This window comes from Streptomyces sp. NPDC052043, from assembly GCF_044548235.1.
Classification (GTDB): domain Bacteria; phylum Actinomycetota; class Actinomycetes; order Streptomycetales; family Streptomycetaceae; genus Streptomyces.
This window is the reverse complement of the sequence record NZ_JBIUBT010000007.1, coordinates 342,421-367,599: the sequence shown is the minus strand read 5'-3', so window position 1 is coordinate 367,599 and position 25,179 is coordinate 342,421. Positions and strand designations below refer to the sequence as shown.

Here is a 25,179-nt window from a genome sequence, read left to right as displayed (position 1 = left end):
CGCCCCGCGCTTCGCCGGGTTGCGGAGGCCGCGTGTGCGGATCCGTCCCGTCGGCGAAGCGCGGGGGGTGGGCGGTCAGGCGGTCACGGGGTCAGGTAGGCCTCCACTTCGCTGAACTGGGCGGCCGGCCAGCCCGTGTTGGCGCTGACCGTCAGGCGGAGCCAGCGCAGGTTGGTGCCGGCCGGCAGGGACACCGTGGCTGTGTTGCCGGTGGCCGGGTCGAAGCGGTAGCCCTGGGAGCCGGCGACGGTGGAGTAGGTCGAGCCGTCGGTGCTGCCCTGCACGGTGATGGTCTGGGTGCGGGCCTCCCAGGCCTGCGCCGGCGGCAGCTTCAGCACCAGGCGGCGGACGGCCTGGTTCGAGCCGAGGTCGACCGTCAGGGACTGCGGGAAGGCGTTGTTGGTCGACTCCCAGTAGGTGCTGGCGTTCCCGTCCACCGCGTTGCCCGGGGTGTAGACGTCCTGGGAACCGGTGGCGGTGGCCGGGCGGCCCTGGGCGAGGTTGCGGCCCGGGTCGGGGTCGGGGTTGCCCTGGCCGGGCTGCGGCCACGTCGAGCAGTCCGACCAGGTCGTGTTCCAGCCGGAGTTGCCTCCGCCGTCGGCCAGCGCGAAGCTGCCCGAGTTCGCCGGGTAGGGGCAGTTGTAGAGGCCTGCCACGCCCACGCCGGCGGCGGTGACGCCGCGGAAGGTCGCCGCGCCCTGCGCCTCGGCCTGGACGACGACCGTGCCGGTGTTCTTCACGGTCGCGCCGTCCACGGTGACGCCCTTGACGGGGTACCCGTTGCCTCCTCCCGAGACGAACTCGAAGGCGCTGTAAGGGCTGTCGGTGATCGTGGTGTTGGTGATGCTGACGGTGGCGTTGATGGCGCTGTCGTAGGAGTCGACGCGCAGCGCGCCCATCGGATGGTTCCAGTTGGGGTTCATCGCGCCGGCGCGCACCAGGGTGTTGCCGTCGACCGTGATGGTGCCGGCCAGCGGCGAGAAGGGGTCGAGGAACTTCTGGTTGGAGATCGCGATGCCGCTGCCGAGGGCGTTGGTGTCGGAGATCAGGTTGTTCCTGACCGTGATGTCCGTGCCACCGTAGATCGCGATGCCGTTGGCGAGGTTCGGCTGCGAGACGGTGTTGTTCTCGAAGCTGCTGTCGGTGTCAGGACCGTACAGCGACCACATGGCCAGTGAGTCGTCGCCCTGGTTGCGCAGGAAGTTGTTGCGGACCTTCACGCCCTTGGCCGTGCCGTTGAGGTTGAGGCCGTCGGCGGTGGTGTCGAGGATGCGGTTGTTCTCGACGACGAGGTTGTCGTTGTTGCCGGTCAGCCACAGGCCGACCTTCAGGTGCTGGAGCCACATGCCGGAGACGGAGGAGCCGGGTCCGAGCGCGCCGTTGACGAAGTTGTCGGGGTTGGAGTCGACGCGCTCGGTGACCTCGCCGATGACCGCGAAGTCCTTGATGTGCACGTTCCCCGAGGAACTGGGCTGGTCGATGAAACGGGAGGTGTGCACGACCGAGTACCAGCTGCCCGCGCCCTGGAGGGTGACGTTCTGGACGCCGCTGAGGGAGGAGGTGATCCGGTAGCCGCCCGGCGGGATCCACACCACGCCGCCCTGTGCGGCGGCGATGGCGTCCCGGAAGGCCTGGGTGGAGTCGCCCTGGCCGCTGGGGTCGGCGCCCTTGTCGGTGACGGAGACGGATCCGGCGGGCTGGGAGGCGGCCGCGGCGACCTGCTCGAAGTCGGCGACGTCCACCGTGACCTGGACGTCGGCGGCCTCGACGGCGACCTTGTCGCCGGGCTGGACGTTCTGGCCCAGCAGCATCCGCGTGTTGTCGAAGAAGTGGTGCGTCTTGGCGCCGGCGATCCAGCCGGTGTCGACGTAGGAGTACTTCGAGGTGACCGCGAGCGTCCTGCTCAGCTTGGTGCCGTTGACGTACACGTTGAGCGTGCCGGACTGGCCGTCGGGGACGCTGTAGGAGACGTTCACGGCGTTCGCGGCACTCGGCGCGGTGAACTCCACGCGCTGCCCGGCGGCCAGCCGGACGGCCTGGCGTCCGGAGGCCTCGGAGGCGAGGGTGCCCTGGGTGTAGTCCGGCCCGATCCTGGTGCCGTTGCTGGTCGCCGCCTCCGCCTCGACCGAGGTGAAGGGGAGGGTGGCGCCCGCCGCGGCGTGGGCGGCGGGCGCGCCGAGGGTGACGAGCATGCCGGCGGCGAGGGCGACGCTCGCCCCGATGGCCGGCAGGCGCCGGGCTGATCCGGCTCTGGTGTGCGCGTGCATGTGCTGATCCCTTCGTGGTGGGGGTACGGGATAGCGCGGTGCGTTGCGGCGGCCTGGCTGTGCGGCTCGCTCAGGCGCGCAACCAGGCCGCCGTGTCCTGCGGGAGACGGCCGGACTGGTCCAACGGGCCGCTGCTCAACAGGAGTTCTGTGTGGGCGGGGAGCTCGGCGGGGGTGGCGGCGAGGTTGACGACACAGGTGGTGCCCGCGGCGCGGGTGAAGGCGAGGACGCCTTCGGGGGCGGGCAGCCAGGTCAGGGGGGCGTCGCCGAAGGCCGGGCGGAGGCGGATCGCCTCGCGGTAGAGGGTGAGCATGGAGGAGGGGTCGCGCTGCTGCCGGTCTACGGCGTACGCGGGCCAGCCGGCCGGCTGCGGCAGCCATGGTTCCTCGCGGGAGCCGAACCCGGCGTACGGCGCGTCGGCCGCCCACGGCAGCGGGACCCGGCAGCCGTCACGGCCGGGGTCGCTGCCGCCGGAGCGGAAGTGCATCGGGTCCTCGACGCGGTCGAGGGGGATGTCGGCCTCGGGCAGGCCGAGTTCCTCGCCCTGGTACAGATAGACCGCGCCGGGCAGGGCGAGGGAGAGCAGGGCGGCCGCGCGGGCCCGCCGGGTGCCGAGGGCCAGGTCGGTGGGGGTGCCGAAGGCCTTGGTGGCGAAGTCGAATCCGGTGTCGTCGCGGCCGTAGCGGGTGACCGTGCGGGTGACGTCGTGGTTGCACAGCACCCAGGTGGCGGGTGCCCCCACGGGGGCGTGCTCGGCGAGCGTCGTGTCGATCGAGTCCCGCAGCCGTCCGGCGTCCCAGGGACAGGACAGGAAGGAGAAGTTGAAGGCCGTGTGGAGTTCGTCGGGGCGCAGGTAGCGGGCGAAACGCTCCGGGTCGGGCAGCCACACCTCGCCGACGAAGACGCCGTCGTAGGCGTCGGCCACGGATCTCCAGGAGCGGTAGATGTCGTGGAGTTCGTCACGGTCGACGAACGGGTGGGGGCCCTGGCCCTCGACGAGGTCCGGCAGCGCGGGGTCCTTGGCGAGCAGGGCGGCCGAGTCGATGCGGACGCCCGCGACGCCCCGCTCGAACCAGAAGCGCAGGATGTCCTCGTGCTCCTGGCGCACCACCGGGTGGGCCCAGTTGAGGTCGGGCTGCTCGGGGGTGAACAGGTGCAGGTACCAGTCGCCGTCGGGCAGCCGCATCCAGACCGGTTCGGTGGAGCCGACGAACTGGGACGGCCAGTCGTTGGGCGGCAGTTCACCGTTGCCGCCGCGTCCCGGGCGGAAGTGGAACAGCTCGCGCTCCGGGCTGCCCGGTGGTGCGGTGAGCGCGGCGCGGAACCACGGGTGCTGGTCGGAGACGTGGTTCGGTACGACGTCGACGATGGTGCGGATGCCCAGTTCCCTGGCCTCCGAGATGAGTTTCTCCGCCTCGGTGAGGGTTCCGAAGGCCGGGTCGATGGCCCGGTAGTCGGCGACGTCGTAGCCGCCGTCCTTCATCGGCGACAGGTACCACGGGGTGAACCAGAGGGCGTCCACGCCGAGTTCGGCGAGGTACGGGAGCTTCGCGCGGACTCCGGCGAGGTCGCCGGTGCCGTCCCCGTCGCCGTCCGCGAAACTGCGCACGTAGACCTGGTAGATGACGGCGGAGCGCCACCAGTCGGTCTGCTTGCGGGCATGGGTGGGCTGTCCCACAGTGCGTGCCTTTCTGTCGAGGTGGGCCGTGTCAGCCCTTGGTGCTGCCGGCGCTGATCCCGGCGATGATGTGCCGCTGGAAGACGAGGAACAGGGCGACCATCGGAATGCTGGCGATCACCATCGCGGCGACCAGCACGGTGAGTTGGATGTTCTGCGACAGCTGGACGAGGGCCACGCTGATCGGCTGCTTGTCGGTGTCGGAGAAGACCATCAGTGGCCACAGGAAGTCCTGCCACACGGAGACCAGCGCGAAGATCGAGACCACCCCGAGGACCGGCCGGGACATGGGCAGCACCACCGACCACAGGATGCGCAGCCGTCCGGCGCCGTCGATCTCGGCGGCCTCCAGCACGTCCCGCGGGAGCTGGTCGAAGAACCGCTTGAGGAGGTAGAGGTTGAAGGCGTTGGCGACGGCCGGGAGCCAGATCGCGAGGGGGTCGTTGAGCAGGCTGGTGTGGATCAGCGGCAGGTCGGCGACCGTCAGGTACTTCGGTACGACGAGGGCCTGGGCCGGGACCATGAGGGTGGCGAGGATGCCGCCGAGGATCACCTTGCCGAAGGCGGGTCTCAGCCTGGACAGGGCGTAGGCGGCGGCGGTGCAGAACACCAGCTGGAACGCCCAGGCGCCGGCGGCCTGCACCACCGTGTTCCACAGGTGCTGCGGGAGCTGCATCAGGTCCCAGGCGTCGGTGAAGCCGTCGAGGTGCCAGCGTTCGGGCAGCAGGGTGGGCGGGGTCCGCGCGATCTCGTCCGGGGACTTCATCGCGCCGGTCGCCATCCAGTAGACCGGGAAGAGGAAGGCGAGCGCGAAGAGCAGGACGACACCGGTGAACACGGTCCAGTAGACGGCCTTGCCGCGGGGGCGGGCCAGGACGGCGGGAGAGACGAGGGTCCGGGTGCTCATGCGTCCCCCTCGGTGCGGGTGAGCCGCAGGTAGACGGCGGAGAACGCGCCGAGCAGCACCAGGAGCATCACGCTGAGCGCGCAGGCCCCGCCGAAGTCGTTGTAGAGGAAGGCGTACTTGTAGATCAGGTAGAGGACGGTGACCGTGGCGTTCTCCGGGCCGCCGCCCGTGATGACGAACGGTTCGGTGAACACCTGCATGGTGGCGATGATCTGGAGGAGCATCAGCATGAGGATGACGAACCTGGTCTGCGGGATCGTCACGTGCCGCACGCGCTGGAGGAGGTTCGCGCCGTCCAGTTCGGCGGCCTCGTACAGCTCGCCGGGGATGGACTGGAGCGCGGCGAGGTAGATCAGGACGGTGCCGCCCATGTTGGCCCAGGTCGCCACGATCACCAGGGAGACCAGGGCCGTGTCGGCGCCGTTGGTCCAGTTCGAGGTGGGCAGGTGCAGGAAGCGCAGCGCCTCGTTGGCGAGGCCGGCGCCGGGGTCGTAGAACCACTTCCACAGCAGGGCGCTCACCACCGGCGGGATCATCACCGGCAGATAGACCGCGACCCGGAAGAAGGCCTTGGCGTGGCGGAGTTCGTTGAGGACCAGGGCGAGGACGAACGGGACGGCGAAGCCGATGAGCAGGGCCAGCAGCGTGAAGGTGAGCGTGTTGCGCCAGGCCGCCGTGAACTCCGGGTCGTGCAGGACGCGGGTGAAGTTGGCGGTGCCGACCCACTCGGGTGCGGAGCCCGGCGTGTACTTCTGGAAGGCGATCACGACCGCGCGGATCGCCGGGTACCAGGAGAACAGCGCGAAGCAGACGAGGCCGCCGAGGAGGAATCCGTAGGCGTGGAGCTGGTCGTGCCGTCGCCGCCGCCTCCGGCCCCCCGCCGGGGGTGGCGCCGGGAGGGGGCGTACGGCGACCGCCGGGGCGGGTCGCCGCGCTGCCGTCTTCGTCATCGGTGTCAGCTCCGGGCCAGGATGCTGTCGATCTTGCCGGAGGCGTCCCCCAGGAGCTGGTCGATGTTCGCGTCCTTCTTGGTGAGGACGGCGGAGACGACGCCGTCGAGGACGGAGTAGATCTGCTGGGCGTTCGGCGGCTCTATCTTCAGCTGGAGGTTCTTGTTGCCGTCGAGGAAGGCCTGGTAGTTCTTCACCGGGACGTTGGCGTTGGCCTTCTTGATCTCCTGGTCCTTGGCGTCGGCGGCGCCGGTGAACAGGCGTGGCTCGGGCAGGCCGACCGGGCCGTCGTTCTTCTTGGCGCGGGCGTAGTCGCCGAGGAAGCCGGCGCCGGGGGTGAGGAACATGTGGTCGAGCCACTTGAGGCCGGCGCGGATCTGGTCGGGTGTGGCCTTCTTGTTGAACATGTAGCCGTCGCCGCCGATGAGCGTGCCGTGGCCGCCGGGCATCGGGGCGAGGGCCAGGTCCTTGTAGTTGCCGCCCTTCTCCTTGACCAGGATCGGGATGTTGTCGGGGGCGGAGAGGTACATGCCGAGCTTGCCCGAACCCATCATCTGCTGCACGTCGTTGATGACGAGGAGCTGCTTGCTGCCCATCGAGTCGTCGGTCCAGCGCAGGTCGTGCAGGTTCTGGAGCACGGCGTGGCCCTCGGGGGTGTCGACGGTGGCCTTCCTGCCGTCGGCGTCGACGACGTCGCCGCCCTGCGAGTACAGCTCGGCGGTGAAGTGCCAGCCGCCCTGGTTCTGGGCGCTGTAGTCGGCGTAGCCGACGGTGCCGCCGCCGAGCGCGGCGATCCTCTTGGCGTCGGCGCGGACCTCCTCCCAGGTGGCCGGCGGCTTGTCGGGGTCGAGGCCCGCCTTCTCGAAGAGCTTGCGGTTGTAGATCAGGCCCATCGAGTAGCCGGTGCGCGGGATGCCGTAGACCTTCCCGTCGACGGTGTAGATGTCGCGCAGCTGCTGCTGGATGGTGTCGTAGCTCTTCAACTCCTTGACGTACGGGGTGAGGTCCGCGGCCTGGTTGATGTCCACGACGTGCTTGGCGTCGGTGAAGTACGTGTAGAAGACGTCCTCCATCTGGCCGCCGGCGAGCTTGGCGTCGAACGTCTTCGGGTCCTGGCAGGGGAAGGCGTCGTGCGCGACGACGTCGATGTCCGGGTTCTGCTTCTCGAAGGAGGCGATGTCCTCCTCGAAGAACTTCCGGTCGACCTTGGCGCTCTTGGGCGGCTCGCAGTTGACGGTGATGCGGGTCTTGCCGCCGGACGACTCGTCGTTCGACGACCCGCACGCCGAGGCGGCGAGGGCAAGGGAGGAACAGACGCCGATCGCCACAAAGGTGCGGCGGAAGCCGGTGCTTGACATCGGTGGACCCCTCTGGACAGGAGCTGTGGGCGCCGCACACTCAAGCACCGGCGACAGGTGTCCGCAAGATGTCGCGCAGAATCTGTAATTATTCGACAGGACAGAGGATCTACTGGATCTCAGTCACGCGGCGCTTGCGCGGTGGAGCCGCGGACCACCAGTTCCGGCTCGAACAGCAGCTCGTCGGCCGGTACGGAGGTGCCGCCGATCTGCGCGTGGAGCAGCTCGACCGCCGCCTTGCCCATCGACTCGATGGGCTGGCGCACCGTGGTGAGCGGCGGTTCCGTGCAGTTCATCAGCGCGGAGTCGTCGTAGCCCACGACGGAGATCTGGGCGGGCACGTCGAGCCCCTTGCGCCGGGCGGCCCGTACGACGCCCAGCGCGAGCGGGTCGCTGGCGCAGATGAAGCCGGTGACCCCGCGGTCGATCAGCTTGGCCCCGGCCGCGTGGCCGCCCTCGATGGAGAAGATCGCCCGGCCCACGAACTCGTCGGGCAGCTCCCCCGCCAGGGCGCGGGCCGCCGCCAGCTTCCGCGCGGACGGCATGTGGTCGCCCGGCCCGAGCACCAGGCCGATCCGCTCGTGCCCGAGGGAGGCCAGATGCCGCCAGGCCTGCTCCACGGCGACCGCGTCGTCGCAGGACACCGCGGGGAACCCGAGGTCCTCGATGGCCGCGTTGACCAGCACCACGGGGATGTTGCGGTCGGCCAGCCGCCGGTAGTGGTCGTGCGGCGCGTCCGCCTGGGCGTACAGACCGCCGGCGAACACGACACCGGAGACCTGCTGTTGCAGCAGCAGCTCCACGTAGTCCGCCTCGGAGACCCCGCCCTTGGTCTGGGTGCACAGCACCGGGGTGAGCCCGAGCTGGGCCAGCGCGCCGCCGATGGCCTCCGCGAAGGCCGGGAAGATCGGGTTCTGCAGCTCCGGCAGGACCAGGCCCACCAGCCGGGCCCGCTCGCCGCGCAGTTGTGTGGGCCGCTCGTAGCCGAGCACGTCCAGCGCGGAGAGCACCGTCTGCCGGGTGGCGTCGGACACTCCGGGCTTCCCGTTGAGCACCCGGCTGACCGTGGCCTCACTGACCCCGACCTTCTTCGCCACTTCCGCAAGTCGTCGCGTCATGCACGCAAGAGTAGCGCAAGCCAGTGCAAGTCACTTGCGAAGAACCGGCTCGTGCTCGGCCGGGGCCTGTTGCCTACACCCGGCTCGCGGTCGCCGTGTCCGACGACAGGCGCTGGGCGAGGTAGATCGGGATGACGGAGAGCAGGACCAGTACGGCCGCCACGACGTTCACCACGGGGGCCTGCTGGGGCCTGGTCATGTTGTTGAAGATCCAGATGGGCAGGGTCTCCACGCCGGGTCCCGCGGTGAACGTGGTGACCACGACCTCGTCGAACGACAGGGCGAAGGCGAGCAGGCCGCCGGCGAACAGCGCTGAGCGGACCAGCGGGAAGGTGACGTCGACGAAGGCGCGGAAGGTGTTCGCGCCGAGGTCCATCGCCGCCTCCTCGTAGGAACCGGAGGTGCGGCGCAGCCGGGCGACGACGTTGTTGAAGACGACGACGATGCAGAAGGTGGCGTGCCCGACGACCACGGTGAACAGGCCGAGGCCGACACCGAGCGGCCTGAGCACCGTGGAGAAGGCGGAGTTCAGGGCGATGCCGGTGACGATGCCGGGCAGCGCGATCGGCAGGACGACCACGAAGGAGAGGGTGTCGCGGCCGAAGAAGCGGTGCCGGGCCACCGCGAAGGCGATGAGCGTGCCGAGGGCCAGGGCGATCGCGGTGGCGCCCAGGCCCGCCTTCACCGAGACCCAGACGGCGCCGCGCGCCCCCGAGTTGTCCCAGGCCACCGACCACCAGTGCAGGGTCAGGCCGGGCGGTGGCCAACTGGCGCTGCGGTCCGGGTTGAGGGAGTTGACGAGGACCAGCAGGAGCGGGACGTAGATCACCGCGAAGCCGAAGGCGGCGGCGACGCGCAGCGCGACGCGCGCGCCACGGGAGAGCTGCATGACGTGGTACACCCCCCTGGGAAGGCTGCCGAGGACGGTCAGAGGCTGCTGAGGGCGCCCGTGCGGCGCATCGCCAGCAGATAGAGCACGATGACGACGACGGGCACCGTGCCGAGCGCGGCGGCCATGGGCAGGTTGAGTTCGATGTTGGAGTAGACGAGGTTGCCGATCAGCTGGGTCTTGCCGCCGACGATCTGCACGGTGATGTAGTCGCCGAGGCTGAGCGAGAAGGTGAAGACCGACCCGGCGGCGACCGCCGGCAGCACCATCGGCAGCACCACCGACCGGAAGGTGCGCCAGGGGCGTGCCCCGAGGTCGGCGGACGCGTCGAGCAGGTTGGCCGGAAGCTGCTCCAGCGCGGTGTGGATCGGCAGGATCATGTACGGCAGCCAGAGGTAGGTCAGGGTGAGGAGGGCGGCCGGCAGGCCGAAACCGGGCCCGCTCAGCCCGAACGGCTTCAGCATCCAGTCCGCGAGCCCGCCCTGCGAAAGGATCAGCCGCCAGGCGTACACCTTGACCAGGTAACTCGCCCACAGCGGGGTGAGGATGGCGACCACGAGCAGGGGGCGCCACCGTGGCCGGGCGACGCGCGCGGTGCAGAAGGCGAGCGGGAAGGCGATCACCGCGCACAGGGCGGTGACCGCCAGGGCCACGCCGACACTGCGCAGGATCACCTGGTGGAAGACGGAAGTCGTCAGCAGGGTCCGGAAGTTGTCCAGCGACCAGACCTTGACGACCTCGGACGTGAAGGAGTTCGTCGTCCAGAAGGCGGAGAGGAACAGCACGCTCAGCGAGCCGAGGTAGAGCACGGCCAGCCACAGCAGCGGGGCGGACAGCAGCAGGGTCAGGCGCAGCCGGGGGCGGCGGTGCAGCATCCCGGCCAGCCGCCGGACGGTGGCCCCGGAGCCTCGTCGTCCGGCGGCCTGAGCGGTGGCGGTCATGGTTCAGCCCTTGATCTCGGTCCAGGCCTGCACCCACTTGGCGTACGGCACGCAGGTGACGTCCGTACGGCCGTCCAGGCACTGCGGGATCGGCGTGTTCCAGAAGGCGACCCGCTTCCAGTAGGCGGTGTCGGCCGCGTGGTAGGTGGCGCAGAAGTCCTTCTCGCTGGTCTGCTCGCAGGCCTTGGCGTTGGCGGGGGCCTCGCCGAAGTACTCGGCCACCTGGGCGTTGACCTTCGGGGAGACGATCCAGTCCAGCCACTTGTAGGCGCAGTTGGGGTGCTGGGCCTTCGCGGAGATCATCCAGGTGTCGGACCAGCCGGTCGCGCCCTCCTTCGGCACGAACGCCTTGACCTTGGCGCCCTCGGAGGAGGCGAGGTTCACGATGACCTGCCAGGTGGTGCCGACCAGGGAGTCCCCGCTCTTGAAGGCGGAGATCTCCTTGAGGTAGTCGCCCCAGTACTCGCCGATGTCGGCGTTCTGCTTCTTCAGCAGGGCGACGGCGGCGTCGAACTGCTTCTGGTCGAGCGCGTACGGGTCCTTGATCTTCAACTCGGGCCTGGTGGCCTTGAGGTACAGAGCGGCGTCGGCGATGTAGATGGGCGAGTCGTAGGCGGTGACGTGGCCCTTGTACGTCGCCGCGTCGTCGAAGACGGCCGCCCAGGAGGTGGGCGCGGGCCGCACCTTCTCGGTGTTGTACATCAGCAGGTTGGCGCCGCGGCCGTGCGGGATGCCGTACGCCTTGCCCTTGACGGAGTTCCAGGCCTGCATCTTCAGGTCGTCGAAGACGTCCCGGTAGTTCGGCACGAGGTCGGTGTTGACCGGGGCGGCGTCGCCGGAGGCGATCAGGCGCAGGGAGGCGTCGCCGGAGGCGGAGACGGTGTCGTACTCCCCCGTCTTCATCAGCTTGACCATCTCGTCGGAGCTGGCCGCGACCTTGGAGTGGACCTGGCAGCCGGTCTGCTTCTCGAAGTCGCTGACCCAGTCGGCCTTCGGGTCGTTGGAGCCGTCCTCGACGTAGCCGGCCCAGGCGATCACGTTGACCCGGCCCTCGGTCTTGCCGAGTGAGGAGCGCGCCTTGAGGTCGGGCGGGTTGAGGCCGGTCGCGTCGGTGCCGCTCCCGGAGTCGGAGGAGCCGCACGCGGTGGCGGCGAGCAGCAGCGTGAGGGCGGCCGCCGTCTGGAGGGTTCGGGTCAGGCGCACGTCGTACTCCATGGGTGAGGGGGGACGGTGGTGCTCAACGGGCGTCGGGGACCGGGACGGCGTGGCTGCGCTGCCACGTCAGCCGTACGCGGCTGCCGCGGTAGGCGGCGACGTCCTCGGCGGAGGTCTCCAGGTTCTGCTGGAGTGCGGTGAGGCGGCCGCCGGTGTCGAGGTCGACGTGGAAGCGGGTGGAGTCGCCCAGGTAGACGACCTCGGCGACCGTGCCCGTGACGGTCGCCTGCCCGGGCTCGTCGGCCACGGCGGACTCCTTCAGGACGCGGATCTTCTCCGGCCGGATGCTGTGCGTTCCGGGGACGCCGAGGATCCGCCGGGCCGACTCGCCCTGGACCAGGTTGGAGGTGCCGACGAAGGACGCGACGAACGGGGTCGCCGGGCGTTCGTAGATCTCGGCGGGGGTGCCGACCTGTTCGATGCGGCCCTGGTGGAAGACGGCGATGCGGTCGCTCATCGTCAGGGCCTCCTCCTGGTCGTGGGTGACGAACACGAAGGTGATGCCGACCTCGCGCTGGAGCGCCTTGAGCTCGATCTGCATCTGCTCGCGCAGCTTCAGGTCGAGGGCGCCGAGCGGTTCGTCGAGGAGCAGCACGCGGGGGCGGCCGACCAGGGCGCGGGCGAGGGCGACGCGCTGGCGCTGGCCGCCGGAGAGTTCGGCCGGGCGCCGTCCGCCGTAGCCGTCGAGGCGCACCTCGGCGAGGGCCTTGCGGGCGCGGACGAGCCGTTCGGCCCGGGGCACCCTGCGGATCTTCAGGGCGTAGGCGACGTTCTGCTCGACGGTCATGTGCGGGAAGAGGGCGTAGTCCTGGAAGACGGTGTGGACGTCCCGTTCGAAGGGGGCGAGGCCGGTGACCTCCTGCCCGGCGAGTTCCACGCGGCCCGCGTCGGGCGCCTCGAAGCCGGCGATCAGACGCAGGACCGTGGTCTTGCCCGAGCCGGAGGGGCCGAGCATCGAGAAGAACTCCCCGTCCCGGATCTCCAGGTCGACCCCGGCCACGGCGGCCGTGTCCCCGAACGTCCTGCGCAGGCCCTCCAGGCGGACGGCAACTCCCTTCATGCGGAACCTTTCTGACGCTCACGAACGTTGATCGGAAACCTATGAAGTCATAGTTCAAACCTCAAGACCGCCTCTGGGTAAAACTTGGGTCAACTGGCAAGGTGGTGGCCGTGAAGCAGGGACACGTCGAGAACGGGGCCAGGAACCGGCGCGGGATCGTCGACGGGGACGGGGCCGGTACCCGCAGGGTCGTCTTCGCGCCGGTGGAGAGCCGGGCGCGGGTGGACGCGGTGGTGCGCAGGATCGGCGACGCCATCGAACTCGGGCTGCTCGCCGAGGGGGAGCAGCTGCCCGGCGAGAGCGACCTGGCCGGGCAGCTCGGTGTGTCCACGGTGACCCTGCGGGAAGCGCTGATGGCGCTGCGGCAGCAGGGCCTGGTCACCACCCGGCGGGGACGCGGCGGCGGCAGCTTCGTCTCCGTGCCCGAACTTCCGGGCGAGGAGCGGCTGAGGACCCGGCTGCACGGCTGGAGCACGCAGGAGCTGCGCGACCTCAGCGACCACTGGGCCGCCCTGTCGGGCGCGGCGGCCGCACTGGCGGCCGAGCGCACCGAACCCGGCGATCTGGGCGGACTGCTGCGCACCGTCGAGGAGTTGGCGGGCGCCGAAGACGCGGCGGCCCGCAGCCGGGTCTACGGCCGGTTCCATGTGGAGCTGGCGGCGGCCGCACAGTCCGCCCGGCTGACCCGGGAGCAGATCGCGCTCCAGACGGAGGTCGGCGCGCTGCTGTGCCTGGTGCTCGGCGACGACGAATATCGTGAAGAAGTCGCAGATCGCCATCGCGCCGTGGTCTGCGCCGTGCAGGATGGGGCCCGTGATCCGGCCCGTACGCTGGCCGAGCGGTGCGTTCAGGAATCGGCGGCGCGACTCGTCGCCGTACGGCTGGGCCTCTGACGGCGCGGCGTCCGACCCTGTCCGCTGGAGGACGCCATGAGCACGACCCGCGCAGCTGCCGGGGCGGCGACCGCGACCCGCGAGCCGTGCGCCGAGGAGCGCGTCGCCGCGCGGGTGGGCCGCACCCTGGAGGCGGTCTTCGACGCGGTCGCCGAGATCCGCGCCGAGACGGCTGACCTGCTGGCGCGGGTGGTCGCCGACGGCCGCGCACCGGTGAGCGCCGACCTCGCCGCGCTGCGGCCGGGACTGCATGTGCGGCTGGGCCGCGAGGAGCTCGTGTCGGGGGCCGGTTTCGTCGCCGCGCCGGGACTGCTGGCCGACGTGCCGGCCTGGCTGGAGTGGTGGCAGTGCACCGCGCGGGGGGACGTGCGGCCGCTGCTGCTCGACCTGGATCCGGGGCAGTCCGCGTACTCGGACTACACCCACTGGGACTGGTTCGCCCTGCCCCGCGACACCGGGCTGCGGGCCGTGGCCGGGCCCTACGTGGACTACCTGTGCTCCGACGAGTACAGCCTGACCCTGTCCGCGCCGGTCCAGGTGGCGGGCCGGTTCGCGGGGGTGGCGGCGGCCGACGTGTATCTACGGCACTTCGAGGCGGCCGTACTCCCCCTGTTGCGCGAGCTGCCCGGCCCCGCCCACCTGGTGAACGCCCGGGGCCGCGTGGCGGCCTCCGCCGACCCGTCCCACCTGGCCGGCTCCCTGACCAGGGGCCCGGACTTCTCGGCGGTCCTGGAACCGGGCCGGCCCAGGACCCACGCCGGACGACGGCTGGTGCCGTGCCGGGGCGTACCACTGGTCCTGGTCACGCCCGCGTGACCGGGAGGGGAGCACGTCGCACGCCCCGTGGAGGGGGCGGCCCGGCGCCGTCGGCGACCTGAACGCCGACGGTGCCGGGTCAGCCCTCCGGGGCCGAGACCACGCTCAGGTGGCCGGCCGGGCGGCGGGCCCGCCCGGACCCGCGCCGAAGGGGCGCGGGACGACGGGCCTCGCGGAGCACCAGGGTGAGACGGGTGTAGCCGAGGTCCTGGAGGGTCGCCGGGGTCTCCTCGATGATGCGGCACTCGGTGGCGCCCCAGCGCGGGTCGGGGTGCAGCAGGGGACGCACCGCGCCGTCCGACACCACCGCGGTCTCACCGACCGCGCGGATCCAGTGCGGCAGACCCTGCCGGTAGGCGGCCTCCATGATGGGATCCTCGGCGATGTCCTGGAGGATCGCCTGGAGCCCGTGGTCGTGGCCACTGCGCTCCACCGTGGCGGCGAAGTGCGCCAGCATCGGCAGGCACCAGCGCGACTCGTGCTCGCCGAGGACCGTGCCCGCGTCCGGGTGGAACAGGACGAACCGGAGGAAGTTGTCGTCCGGCATGGCCGTCGGGTGCGGGCCGACACCACGGAAGAGTGACGTGAATGCGCTGTTGGTGAGGACCACGTCCCAGGCCTGGTCCACGACGAGGGACGGGAAGGGGACGGCCTCCAGGAACGTGGTGTAGTCCCGGAGGTAGGCCTGCGCCTCGGAACGAACAGGGACGGACCGCGGCGCCGGCCGCTGTTCTCCTGCCTGATGTGCCATCGGGAGGTCACCCCTCTTGCCTCTGCGGCCTTCACGCGGCGCCTTGATCCTCCTTCCCCTCCATGAGGCGTGTCAACTATCGTGGCATTCCCTGCCTGTTGACGGCTGGAATTGGCCACAGTTGTGGCGAGACCTGGATGCGAGTTCGAACGACCGGTTACCCTCCGGGAAGTTCACGGCACCCCGCCTTTGTGAGAAGCCTGTGAGAGACGTAGGAGATCTGTCGGTGACGGATGGCATCGAGGATCCGGGCGCCACGGCCTCTGCCGCGCTGCCGGCCGTCGTCGCACGCGTCACCGCGCTGGCCGACCGGCTCGGCGTGCCCCAGGCGGAGGTCTTCGACGTCGGCCGCCTGTCCGCGGCTTCCGGCGTGCCGGAGGCGCTGGTCAGCACCCTGCTCGGCGGCCGGTGCGCGGGCGAGCCGGACGTGCAGGCCCGTTTCCTGCAACGGCTCGACCTGCTGCGCCGTACCCGGCTCAAGCCCAACGGGCGCCGCTACACCCAGCAGGAGATCGCCGACGGCGCGGGCATGTCGCGGCAGCAGGCGGGGGCCCTGATCAACGGCGACCGGCGCCCCACCATGGAGCACTGCGACGCCATCCAGCGCTTCTTCCGGGTACACGCCGGATTCCTCACCGCCGAGGACCCCGAGGCCCTGGCGGGAGCCCTTCAGCACACCGAGCAGGAACTCCTCCAGCGGCTCGCCGACCGCGAGCGGGAGGCGGGCGCGGCCGCCGACGACCCGCTGGAGCGGCTGCTCCAGGACCACGGCGTGCGCGGGATCGCCTGGCGGGCCGCACAGCTGCCCACCGACCAGCACCGCGACAAGGTCGCCGAGTGGCTGGACATGCTCCTGGAGAGCGTCAAACGGCCCGAGCGGTGACGCCGGGGGCCGGCCCAGGACCTGGCCCCGTCCGGGAACGCACCGCCCCCGACCACGAGTTGGTGACCCCCGGCCACGAGTTACGGTCCGTTGCGGGCCGGCAAGTGCCCGGCGGCGACCGCCCGCAGGCACGCAAGCCCCCGGCGACAACCGGCCACAGGCACGCAAGCCTCCGGCGACAACCGGCCATGCGCGCGGCAGCGCCGCGATGTCCGCGGGTCTGGTTCGGCTGAGCTGAGTGGCCGAACCGGCGCGGAGCGCGCGGGCATTGTCAGTGGTGGGCGGCAAGCTGGAGGGTGCGCCACCGCCGTGCGGAGGCGCCGTTGCGCCGTCCGGGCGACCGGGCGCGTGACCGTGTGACGCCGAAACCGGGGAGAGCCATCCATGCCCACCGCCCTGCTGACCGACCACGAGCGCACCGCCGTCCAGGCCTATCTCAGGCTCCTGAACACGGTACGCGCCGCCTTCGACGGCCCTCCGGGCGACGCCCGCCCACCGGTGGTCCCGCCCTCCGTGCTCGCGGAGGCAGAACAGGCGCTGGCCCGGGCGGGCCTGACGGGCAACGAGGAGGTGTTCTTCCGGCTTCTGCACAGCTGGTGCCCCGGGCCGTGACCCCTCAGGCGCGAGGGACCGTCACCGCGGTGACCACCAGGCCCCGGCCCACCGTCCAGCGTCCGTCGAAGTGGCCGAGGCGCCGCCCGCCGACCAGGGGGCCCGGTACGAGGAGCCGGGCGCGGAAGACGCCGTGCGGCGCCGGGCCCGCGGCGGTGCTCACCTCGACGTCCGCCTCCTCGAAGTCCAGCCACTTGCCGGTGAGCGGGAACCAGGCCTTGTAGACGGACTCCTTCGCGCTGAAGAGCAGCCGGTCCCAGTGCACGCCGGGGTGCAGCGCGGTCAGCCGCGCCAGGCGCCGCTCCTCGGCGGGCAGCGCGATGGTGGACTGCACGCCGTCGGGGAGCGGGGCGTGGGGTTCGGCGTCTATGCCGAGACAGGCCAGGTCGGTGGTGCGGACCAGGGCGGCGGCACGGTAGCCGTCGCAGTGGGTCATGCTGCCCGTCAGCCCGTCCGGCCAGATCGGGGCGCCCCGCTCGCCGGGCAGCACCGGCTGCGGCGGCACGCCGAGCTTCTCCATGGCCACGCGGGCGCAGGCGCGCACACCGGCGAACTCGCGCCGCCGCTTGGCGACCGCCCGCGTCACCAGCGCCTGCTCCTCGGGGTGGAGCGGGGCGAGGTCGGTCCCGTCGTCGCCGTACGCCTCCACGGCCACCACCGAGTCCGGGAGCAGTTCCTCGATCACCGGGTTCCGACCTCCAGGGGAAGGATGGGGCGCAGCCTGCCCGGTGGTTCCGGGCGCTTTCGCCACTCTCGGGGGTACCCGACCGACACCTCCTCGAAGCGGACGCCCTCGTGCCGGGTGGTCCGCGGAATGTGGAGATGGCCGTAGACCATGGCGGCGGCGCGGAACCTGCGGTGCCAGTCGGCGGTGCGCCGGGTGCCGCACCACATGGCGAACTCCGGGTACCACAGGACGTCCGTCGGGTGCCGGTGGAGCGGGTAGTGGTTGACGAGCACGGTCGGCAGGTCGCCGGGGATCTCGGCGAGCCTGCGCTCGGTCTCGGCCACCCGGGCCGCGCACCAGGCCTCGCGGCTGGGATACGGGTCCGGGTGCAGCAGGAACTCGTCCGAGCAGACCACGCCGGTGCCGTGCGCGTAGGCCAGTCCCTCGTCCTTGGTCGCGCAGCCGGCCGGCAGGAAGGAGTAGTCGTACAGCAGGAACAGCGGGGCCACGGCCACCGGGCCGCCCGGACCGTCCCAGACCGGATAGGGGTCCTCGGGAGTCGTCACGCCCAGTTCGCGGCACAGCTCGACCAGGTGTTCGTAGCGGGCGACGCCGCGCAGGGTGAGGGTGTCGCGCGGATGGGTCCACAGTTCGTGGTTGCCGGGGACCCAGACCACCTTGCGGAACCGGCCCGACAGCGTCTTCAGGGCCCAGCGGATGTCGGCGACGGTCTCCGCGACGTCGCCGGCCACCAGCAGCCAGTCGCCGGCCTGCTCCGGGGCCATCCGCTCGACCAGGGCGCGGTTCTCGCTGTACCCGATGTGCAGGTCGCTGATGGCGAGCAGCCGCCCGGTCCCACCGGCCTCACCCGTCACCTCTCGCCCCCTTGTCGCGCGCTCGATGGGCACCACAAGAACACATCCTGCGGCCCGGGGACAAGCGCATCCGGCAGTGGCCGCGGACACGGGCCCGCGGCGGGCCGGGCGGTGGCTCCGTGTGGCACGACCCGGTCTGCGGAAGTCGTATGATCGCCGCAACACCGCCGCCCGAACTCCCTTTCTTTCAGGGCGGATTGGTGTCCCTCCTCCCCCTCTGGCCGGGCTCGGCCCGCTTCGCCCTGCCCGCGCCCCTCCGAAAGGCGGCCCGCATGGTCTCCCGCGTACGCGTCTGGCTCAACCGCACGTACGCGGAGAACGTCTTCTTCATGGATCAGCTGCGGAGAAATCCCGCTGACCGGGCCGTCGAGATCCATGCCACGCACGGCGACGCCGACTCGCCCGTGCTGGCCGCCGCCGACACCGCCGAGCTCGAACCGGAGGGCCTGTCCCCGGCCGCCTACGTCGAGTACGCACTGGACCAGTGCGCGCGGCGGGGCATCGACGTGTTCGTGCCGCGGCTGAACCAGGCCGCGATCGTGGCGCACCGCGCCGCCTTCGCGGCCGTGGGCACCGCGCTGCTCGCGCCGACGCCGGAGGCGGTGGCCGTCTTCGCGGACAAGGGGACGGCGTACGAGGCGGCCCGGTCGATCGGCGTGCCGGTGCCGCCGTGGTGGCGGGTCCGCACGCCCGTTGAACTCCTCACCGCGGTAGCGGAGTTGGAGGAGTCAGGGCACTTGGCGTGCTTCAAGCCCGCGGCGGGTGCGGGCGGCGTCGGCTTCCGGGTCATCACTCGCGCGCCCTTCTCGCTGAGGCAGCTGAACGGCTTCCCCGGCCCGCACGTCCCGCTGGACCTGGTCCTGCGCGCCCTGGAGCAGGCGGACGGTCCGGTGGACTGGCTGGTGATGCCCCGGCTGGAGCAGCCCGAGGTGTCGGTCGACTGCCTGACCGGGCCGGACAACCGGATCCGGCTGGCCGTGGGCCGCACCAAGAACGGCCGCCGCCGCGGTTTCACGCTGCACGAGCAGTGGCTGGAGCCCGCCCGGCGGATCGCGGAGGGCTTCGGGCTGCACTATCTGTCCAACATCCAGTTCCGCATGTACGGCGACCGCCCGGTGCTGCTGGACGTGAACCCGCGCCCGGCGGGCGGCCTGCACCAGCTCGCCCAGTGCGGGGTCAACGCCCCCTGGATTGCCGTCCGGTTGGCGCTGGGCGAGGATCCGGGGGAAGTGACGCCGCCGTTCCTCGGGCAGGACTACACGGTGGTGTCGGGGCCGCGTCCGCTGCGGCCGGAGGCGACGGCCGGGGCGCGGACCGGGCAGCGGACCGAGGTGCCCGCACAGGCCGCTTTCCGCACCGGGGCCCCGGCCTAGTGCCGCGACAGGCAACGTTTGCCCCGTCGCGACACTAGCGACCGACCCGCACCGAATGGGTATGGACCAATCACAGCGTCATGTCTTGACACCTGGATTGGTCCATACCAACTTGGTGGGCGCACCTCCCGCACAGTCCGCCCTGCGCTTCTCTGCACCTCTCTGCACCTCTGTGCCTCTGTGCCTCCCGAACGCCCCCAACTTTCAGGGAGATAGCGTGCGCGACACACTGAGATCCACACGGAGACGTCCCGGACGTCGGCTCCTCGCCCTGCTCGGCTCCGCGGCCCTTGCACTCGCCGGAGCCATCGCCCTCCCCGGCACGGCCCACGCGGCCAACGTCCTGGCCAACCCCGACTTCGAGTCGGGCGGCCTCTCCCCCTGGACCTGCACCGGCAACCTCGGTTCGGTGGTCTCCTCCCCCGTGCACGGCGGCTCCAAGGCCCTCGCCGGCGCGGTGACGTCGAACGACAACGCCCAGTGCAGCCAGACCGTACCGGTCCAGCCGAACACGACGTACCAGCTGAGCGGCTGGGTGCGCGGCTCCTACGTCTACCTCGGCGTCGACGGCGGCGCCTCGACCTGGACCTCGTCCCCGTCGGCGTACAGCCGGTTGGCGGTCTCCTTCACCACCGGCGCCACCCAGACCAGCGCGAGCGTGTACGTCCACGGCTGGTACGCGCAGGGGACCTACTACGCCGACGACATCAGTCTGGACGGCCCCGGTGGCGGTGGCGGTGGTGGCGACACCCAGGCGCCGACCGCGCCGACGGGCCTGACCTCCACCGGCAAGACGTCCTCCAGCGTGTCGCTGCGGTGGAACGCCGCGACGGACAACGTCGGCGTGACGGCGTACGACGTCTACAGCGGCGCCGGCCGGGTGCTGAGCGTCTCCGGTACGAGCGCCACGGTGAGCGGCCTGTCGCCGAGCACCTCCTACACCTTCACGGTCAAGGCGCGCGACGCCGCCGGGAACGTCTCGGGCGCCTCCAACGCCGTCACCGTCACCACGGACGCCGGCAGCGGCAGCGGTGGCGGCGGCTTCAAGCAGGCGGCTCCGTACCTGTACGAGGGCTGGGGCAACCCGCCGAGCGCGACCTCGGTGATGAGCGCGACCGGCATCAAGTGGTTCACGATGGCGTTCGTGCTCGACTCGGGCGACTGCACCCCGTCCTGGGACGGCCAGCGGCCACTGACCGGCGGTGTCGACCAGACCACCATCAACCAGATCCGCTCGGCGGGCGGTGACGTCGTCCCCTCGTTCGGCGGCTGGAGCGGCAGCAAGCTCGGGGCCAACTGCTCCTCCGCGAGCGCGCTCGCCGGGGCGATCCAGAAGGTGATCGACGCCTACGGCCTGAAGGCGGTCGACATGGACGTCGAGAACTCGGACGAGTTCGAGAACGAGGCCGTGCAGGCGAAGATCCTCACCGCACTGAAGACGGTCAAGGCCAACAACCCCGGTCTGAGGACGATCGTGACCTTCGGCACCTCGACGACCGGCCCGACCTACTACGGCAACCGCCTCATCGAGCAGGCCAAGTCGCTGAACGCGGACATCGACGTCTTCACCGTCATGCCGTTCGACTTCGGCGGCGGTGCGGACATGTACGGCAACACCGTGAACGCGGCCGAGGGCCTGAAGGCCAAGCTGAAGTCGACCTTCGGCTGGGACGATGCCACCGCCTACTCCCACATCGGCATCTCCGGCATGAACGGCCTGTCCGACCAGCAGGAGAACACAACTCCGGCTGTCTGGACCCAAGTACGTGACTGGGCCAACGGCCACCACATCGCCCGGCTCGCCTTCTGGTCGGTCAACCGCGACCGGCCGTGTCCGGGCGGCGGCGTGGCGGAGAACTGCTCCGGCATCAGCCAGAGCGACTGGCAGTTCACCTCCATCACGGCGGGCTTCACCGGCTGATCACCTGACACCCCGTGCGGGAACTCGTCCGGAACTTCTTCCGGAAATTTTCCGCCCGGGGTGTATCAGGGCCCGGACCAGCGACTCTCAAGGGTGGGGACCGCGGGGGAGACGGGGGACCGGGGCGGTCGGTCGCGTTACGGGGGAGCGACCGACCGGCCCGGCCGGCTACCTGAGGTACGCCAGGCCGGGGTGGACGGCGAGGTAGCCGTCGACGAGGCGGCGGGCGACGTTCACCGAGTCGACCAACGGGTGCAGCGCGAAGGCCTTCACGGCCGTCGCACGCCGGCCCGACCCGGCCGCGGCCAGCACCTCGCGCTCGACCGCCTTGACCGCGCAGACCAGCCCGGTCGCGTGCCCGGGCAGCGGGTCGACCGAGACCGGGTGAGCGCCGTTCGCGTCGACCAGGCAGGGCACCTCGACGACGGCGTCGGCGTCCAGCACCGAAAGGGTGCCCCGGTTGCGGACGTTGAGGATCAGCGTCGTGCGCTCGTCGCGGGCGACGGCCCGCATCAGGGCGAGGGCGACCTTCTCGTAGCCGCCGGAGAGGTCGTCGGCCTCCCGCTCCCCCGCCCCCGCCGCCTCGCGGTTCTCCGCCATGTAGGTGGCCTCGCGCTCCGCGCGGGTGCGGTTCCAGGCGGGCAGGGCGGCGGCCTTCGGGTCCCGCAACTCCTCGTAGAACCCGGCCTGCTGGTCGCGCAGGAAGGCGCCTCGGGTCTTCCCGGCCGACCGGTAGGCCTGCACGGCCTCACGGTTGAAGTAGTAGTAGTGCAGGTACTCGTTGGGGATCGCGCCCAGCGACCGGATCCAGTCGGCGCCGAAGAGCCTGCCCTCCTCGAAGGAGCCGAGCAGTTCCGGGTCGGCGAGCAGGCGCGGGAGTTCGTCGCGGCCGGCCACGCGCAGTCCGCGTACCCAGCCGAGGTGGTTGAGGCCGACGTAGTCGATCCACGCCCGCCCCGGGTCCGCGCCGAGCACGCGGGCGACGCGCCGGCCGAGGCCGACCGGCGAGTCGCAGATGCCGATCACCCGGTCGCCGAGATGGCGGGACATGGCCTCGGTGACCAGTCCTGCCGGGTTGGTGAAGTTGATGACCCAGGCGTCGGGTGCCAGCCGGGCCACCCGCCGGGCGATCTCGACGGCGACGGGTACCGTGCGCAGTCCGTAGGCGATGCCGCCCGCCCCCACCGTCTCCTGCCCGAGCACGCCCTCGGCGAGCGCCACCCGTTCGTCGTCCGCGCGTCCCTCCAGGCCGCCGACGCGGATCGCGGAGAACACGAAGTCCGCGCCGCGCAGCGCCTCGTCCAGGTCCGTGGTGGCCCGCACCACCGGCGCGTCCGGCGCCCCGGCGGCCTGTTCGGCCAGCACTCTGGTGACCGCGGACAGCCGTCCGGCGTCCAGGTCGTGCAGGACGACCTCGGTGACCCGGCCCTCGGCACGGTCGGCGAGCAGCGCCGCGTACACCAGCGGCACGCGGAATCCGCCACCGCCCAGAATCGTCAGCCTCACGCCAGCACCCTACGTCCATCGGCCCCGGGGGGCGGCGAGGCGGGGGCCGGGGACACGTCGGACATCCCTTCTGTCGCTGTGAAGCCTTGAACTCCCGTTCCGGCCAAGGACTTTCTTTGCTTTAACTCTTGACGGTGGCGGAGCCCTTGGGCACATTGGCCGCGCAACCATCGATGAGAGCGCTCTCAAGACCTCCCCGTACGTGTTCGAGCACGGCATCCGAGCACCCCCACTCCGTACCCGAGAGGCACCCCCCATGAGTGAACCCCCCGTCGCGCCCGCCGGTGCGCGCCGCAGACGTTCCGTGCGGCGCGCACTCGTCGCCGTCCTCGGCACGCTCGGTCTGGCGGCGGCCGTCGCCACCGCCGGGACCCTGCCCGCGAGCGCCTCCGCCCCCACACCCCCGTCGGGCTGGACGCAGGTCTTCCTCGACGACTTCGACGGTCCGGCCGGTAGCGGTGTCGACACCTCCAACTGGCAGTACGACACCGGTACTTCCTACCCGGGTGGCGCCGCCAACTGGGGTACCGGCGAAATCGAGACGATGACGTCCAGCACCAGCAACGTCGCCCTGGACGGCAACGGCAACCTGCTCATCACCCCGCTCCGGGACGCCGCCGGCAACTGGACCTCGGGCCGCATCGAGACCAGGCGCACCGACTTCCAGCCCCCGGCCGGCGGCAAGCTGCGTGTGCAGGCCCGCGTCCGGATGCCCGACGTCACCGGCGCCGCGGCCAAGGGGTACTGGCCCGCCTTCTGGACGCTGGGCGCGCCCTTCCGCGGCGACTACTGGAACTGGCCCGGGGTGGGCGAGCTGGACATCATGGAGAACGTCCAGGGCCTCAACACCAACTGGGCGACCATGCACTGCGGCTCCAACCCGGACGGGCCGTGCAACGAGACGACGGGCATCGGCGGTTCGACGTCGTGCGCGGGCACCACCTGCCAGGCCGGCTTCCACACCTACGCGATGGAGTGGGACAAGTCGACCAGCCCCGAGGAGATCCGCTTCTCCGTCGACGACGTCAACTTCCACACGGTGAAGGCCGACCAGGTGGACGCGACGACCTGGGCCAACGCCACCAACCACGGGTACTTCGTCATCCTGAACGTGGCGATGGGCGGCGGCTTCCCCGACGCGTTCGGCGGCGGCCCGGACGCCGGCACCGAGCCCGGCCACCCGATGACCGTGGACTACGTGCAGGTGCTCCAGTCCTCCGACGGTGGGAGCGGTACCACACCGCCCGCGTCCGGCAACCGGGACGCCTACAGCCCCATCGAGGCCGAGTCCTACGACAGCCAGAGCGGCGTCGTCACCGAGGCGACCACCGACATCGGCGGCGGCCAGAACATCGGCTCCCTCGCGAACGGCGACTGGGCCCTCTACCGGGGCGTCGACTTCGGCTCCACCCCGGCCACGCAGTTCTACGCGCGGGTCGCCGGCGGTGCCGCGGAGGGGGTCGGCGGGCTGGTCGAGGTGCGCCTGGACAGCCGCGACAACGCCCCCGTCGGCAGCTTCGCGCTGTCCAGCACGGGAGGCTGGCAGTCATGGACGACGGTCCCGGCGAACATCGGCCCGGTGACCGGCACCCACGACGTGTACCTCACCTTCAGCAGCGGCCAGCCGGCGGACTTCGTGAACGTCAACTGGTTCGACTTCGGCCACTGACCGGCACACACGGCATGGCGCCGGGGCTCCACGCGTGTGCGTGGGGCCCCGGCGCCGTGTCGTGTCCGCTGCCTACGGGGCCACTCCCACCCCGACGCGCGTCAGGACCTCGTCGGCCAGTTCCTGACAGGGGCGCTCGCCGTCCAGGAAGATCGTGTCCGCCGGCAAGGCGTCCGCCGCGGCCACGCACTGCTCGATCTGGGCCTTGCACCACTGCCGGACGGCCTCGTCACGTTCAGGATCGTGCGGCGTGACACTCCGGGCGTCGATCCGTCGCGCCAGGACCTCGGACGGAACCTTGAGGAAGAAGTGGTGGACGGTCGCTCCCGCTTCTTCCAACGCGCCGAAGATCTCGGCGACGTACCGCGGGTTGGCCAGCGTCATCGGAACCAGGATCGGACGTGCGTACTCCTCCAGCAGGCCCACGGCCATGCCGGCCACCTGCCGGCGCCACAGGCGCAGGTCCTGAAAGTTCCCGGTCGGCACCTCGACGATGCCCCGCAACACGTAACCGATCTGCTCCGGGTCATAGACCAAAGCAGCAGGCCAGCGCCGGTGCAACTCGTCGACCAGGGTGGTCTTCCCACTCCCGAAGGCGCCGTTCACCCAGATGATCACGCACGTCTCCCGTCTTGGATCACCGTCACCAGGCCCACAGGCTAATCGGGCGGATCCGCGGATCGAGGTGAGGGATGCGCCGTACGAGGACACCCTGTATTACGAGGACACCCTGGAGGCGGACGAGCCGGTCGCGCCCGGCACGGTGGTCACCGTGCCAAGGGCACGCCGCGCGGCGACCCACCGGACGCGGTGGCCAGGTCCTTCGACGG

At 71.1% G+C, this 25,179-nt stretch carries 22 protein-coding genes; 7 read left to right on the top strand and 15 right to left on the bottom strand.

Features of this window, described 5'->3' with window-relative positions; genetic code table 11:
- Positions 1-83: 83 nt before the first annotated feature.
- The 10 genes from ACIHCX_RS20240 to ACIHCX_RS20195 all read right to left on the bottom strand — a co-directional run bounded on the left by ACIHCX_RS20240 (position 84) and on the right by ACIHCX_RS20195 (position 12,383).
- Entirely contained in the window at positions 84-2,267 is a 2,184-nt protein-coding gene (locus tag ACIHCX_RS20240) for a discoidin domain-containing protein (protein ID WP_400031244.1), read from the bottom strand.
- Positions 2,268-2,337: 70 nt separating this feature from the next.
- On the bottom strand, positions 2,338-3,945 hold the full coding sequence (locus ACIHCX_RS20235; RefSeq protein WP_400031242.1) for a glycoside hydrolase family 13 protein: 1,608 nt from the start codon (positions 3,943-3,945) through the stop codon (positions 2,338-2,340).
- A 31-nt stretch (positions 3,946-3,976) separates the two neighbouring features.
- Positions 3,977-4,852: a carbohydrate ABC transporter permease gene (locus ACIHCX_RS20230; RefSeq protein ID WP_400031240.1), complete on the bottom strand. Its 876-nt coding sequence runs from the start codon at positions 4,850-4,852 to the stop codon at positions 3,977-3,979.
- Positions 4,849-5,802 carry a carbohydrate ABC transporter permease gene (locus ACIHCX_RS20225; RefSeq protein ID WP_400031238.1) on the bottom strand — a complete coding sequence of 318 codons (954 nt, stop codon included), beginning with the start codon at positions 5,800-5,802 and terminating at the stop codon, positions 4,849-4,851. The genes ACIHCX_RS20230 and ACIHCX_RS20225 overlap by 4 nt, the downstream gene beginning before the upstream one ends.
- A 5-nt stretch (positions 5,803-5,807) precedes the next feature.
- Positions 5,808-7,160, bottom strand: coding sequence for an ABC transporter substrate-binding protein (locus ACIHCX_RS20220; RefSeq protein ID WP_400031235.1), 1,353 nt, complete (start codon positions 7,158-7,160; stop codon positions 5,808-5,810).
- A gap of 119 nt (positions 7,161-7,279) precedes the next feature.
- The gene (locus ACIHCX_RS20215) at positions 7,280-8,278 is read right to left on the bottom strand and encodes a LacI family DNA-binding transcriptional regulator (RefSeq protein ID WP_400031233.1); all 999 of its coding nucleotides are present in this window, start codon (positions 8,276-8,278) and stop codon (positions 7,280-7,282) included.
- Between the two features lie 73 nt (positions 8,279-8,351).
- Positions 8,352-9,167 (bottom strand): ABC transporter permease, encoded by an 816-nt coding sequence (locus ACIHCX_RS20210; protein ID WP_400031231.1) that lies wholly within the window; start codon positions 9,165-9,167, stop codon positions 8,352-8,354.
- A 38-nt stretch (positions 9,168-9,205) separates the two neighbouring features.
- Positions 9,206-10,108, bottom strand: coding sequence for an ABC transporter permease (locus tag ACIHCX_RS20205; protein WP_400031229.1), 903 nt, complete (start codon positions 10,106-10,108; stop codon positions 9,206-9,208).
- A gap of 3 nt (positions 10,109-10,111) precedes the next feature.
- Positions 10,112-11,311: an ABC transporter substrate-binding protein gene (locus ACIHCX_RS20200; RefSeq protein WP_400031227.1), complete on the bottom strand. Its 1,200-nt coding sequence runs from the start codon at positions 11,309-11,311 to the stop codon at positions 10,112-10,114.
- Positions 11,312-11,345: 34 nt separating this feature from the next.
- A complete protein-coding gene (locus ACIHCX_RS20195; RefSeq protein WP_400031225.1) occupies positions 11,346-12,383 on the bottom strand; it encodes an ABC transporter ATP-binding protein in 1,038 nt (345 codons plus the stop codon).
- Positions 12,384-12,538: 155 nt separating this feature from the next.
- On the opposite strand from ACIHCX_RS20195, the gene ACIHCX_RS20190 reads away from it, so the two are divergent.
- Both ACIHCX_RS20190 and ACIHCX_RS20185 read left to right on the top strand, forming a co-directional pair.
- Positions 12,539-13,276, top strand: a complete 738-nt coding sequence (locus ACIHCX_RS20190) for a FadR/GntR family transcriptional regulator (protein ID WP_400031374.1) — start codon at positions 12,539-12,541, stop codon at positions 13,274-13,276.
- A 36-nt stretch (positions 13,277-13,312) separates the two neighbouring features.
- Positions 13,313-14,092 carry a cache domain-containing protein gene (locus tag ACIHCX_RS20185; RefSeq protein ID WP_400031223.1) on the top strand — a complete coding sequence of 260 codons (780 nt, stop codon included), beginning with the start codon at positions 13,313-13,315 and terminating at the stop codon, positions 14,090-14,092.
- Between the two features lie 79 nt (positions 14,093-14,171).
- Here the strand turns inward: ACIHCX_RS20185 and ACIHCX_RS20180 are convergent, their stop codons facing one another.
- On the bottom strand, positions 14,172-14,843 hold the full coding sequence (locus ACIHCX_RS20180; RefSeq protein ID WP_400031221.1) for a hypothetical protein: 672 nt from the start codon (positions 14,841-14,843) through the stop codon (positions 14,172-14,174).
- Positions 14,844-15,069: 226 nt separating this feature from the next.
- Here ACIHCX_RS20180 and ACIHCX_RS20175 point away from each other — a divergent pair, with 226 nt between their 5' ends.
- Positions 15,070-15,726, top strand: coding sequence for a helix-turn-helix domain-containing protein (locus ACIHCX_RS20175; RefSeq protein ID WP_400031219.1), 657 nt, complete (start codon positions 15,070-15,072; stop codon positions 15,724-15,726).
- Positions 15,727-16,110: 384 nt separating this feature from the next.
- Positions 16,111-16,338, top strand: a complete 228-nt coding sequence (locus ACIHCX_RS20170) for a hypothetical protein (RefSeq protein WP_400031217.1) — start codon at positions 16,111-16,113, stop codon at positions 16,336-16,338.
- Between the two features lie 4 nt (positions 16,339-16,342).
- Here ACIHCX_RS20170 and ACIHCX_RS20165 read toward each other — a convergent pair whose 3' ends face one another.
- Both ACIHCX_RS20165 and ACIHCX_RS20160 read right to left on the bottom strand, forming a co-directional pair.
- Positions 16,343-17,023 carry a 4'-phosphopantetheinyl transferase gene (locus ACIHCX_RS20165; protein ID WP_400031215.1) on the bottom strand — a complete coding sequence of 227 codons (681 nt, stop codon included), beginning with the start codon at positions 17,021-17,023 and terminating at the stop codon, positions 16,343-16,345.
- Entirely contained in the window at positions 17,020-17,880 is an 861-nt protein-coding gene (locus ACIHCX_RS20160) for a metallophosphoesterase family protein (protein WP_400031213.1), read from the bottom strand. The genes ACIHCX_RS20165 and ACIHCX_RS20160 overlap by 4 nt, the downstream gene beginning before the upstream one ends.
- Positions 17,881-18,152: 272 nt before the next feature.
- On the opposite strand from ACIHCX_RS20160, the gene ACIHCX_RS20155 reads away from it, so the two are divergent.
- Positions 18,153-19,253 carry an ATP-grasp domain-containing protein gene (locus ACIHCX_RS20155; RefSeq protein WP_400031372.1) on the top strand — a complete coding sequence of 367 codons (1,101 nt, stop codon included), beginning with the start codon at positions 18,153-18,155 and terminating at the stop codon, positions 19,251-19,253.
- A gap of 217 nt (positions 19,254-19,470) precedes the next feature.
- Positions 19,471-21,174 carry a carbohydrate binding domain-containing protein gene (locus ACIHCX_RS20150; RefSeq protein ID WP_400031211.1) on the top strand — a complete coding sequence of 568 codons (1,704 nt, stop codon included), beginning with the start codon at positions 19,471-19,473 and terminating at the stop codon, positions 21,172-21,174.
- Positions 21,175-21,342: 168 nt separating this feature from the next.
- Here the strand turns inward: ACIHCX_RS20150 and ACIHCX_RS20145 are convergent, their stop codons facing one another.
- A complete protein-coding gene (locus tag ACIHCX_RS20145; RefSeq protein WP_400031209.1) occupies positions 21,343-22,680 on the bottom strand; it encodes a 6-phospho-beta-glucosidase in 1,338 nt (445 codons plus the stop codon).
- 256 nt (positions 22,681-22,936) lie between these two features.
- Here ACIHCX_RS20145 and ACIHCX_RS20140 point away from each other — a divergent pair, with 256 nt between their 5' ends.
- Positions 22,937-24,349: a glycoside hydrolase family 16 protein gene (locus tag ACIHCX_RS20140; RefSeq protein WP_400031207.1), complete on the top strand. Its 1,413-nt coding sequence runs from the start codon at positions 22,937-22,939 to the stop codon at positions 24,347-24,349.
- A gap of 72 nt (positions 24,350-24,421) precedes the next feature.
- Here the strand turns inward: ACIHCX_RS20140 and ACIHCX_RS20135 are convergent, their stop codons facing one another.
- Positions 24,422-24,967, bottom strand: coding sequence for an AAA family ATPase (locus ACIHCX_RS20135; RefSeq protein ID WP_400031205.1), 546 nt, complete (start codon positions 24,965-24,967; stop codon positions 24,422-24,424).
- Positions 24,968-25,179 lie beyond the last annotated feature (212 nt).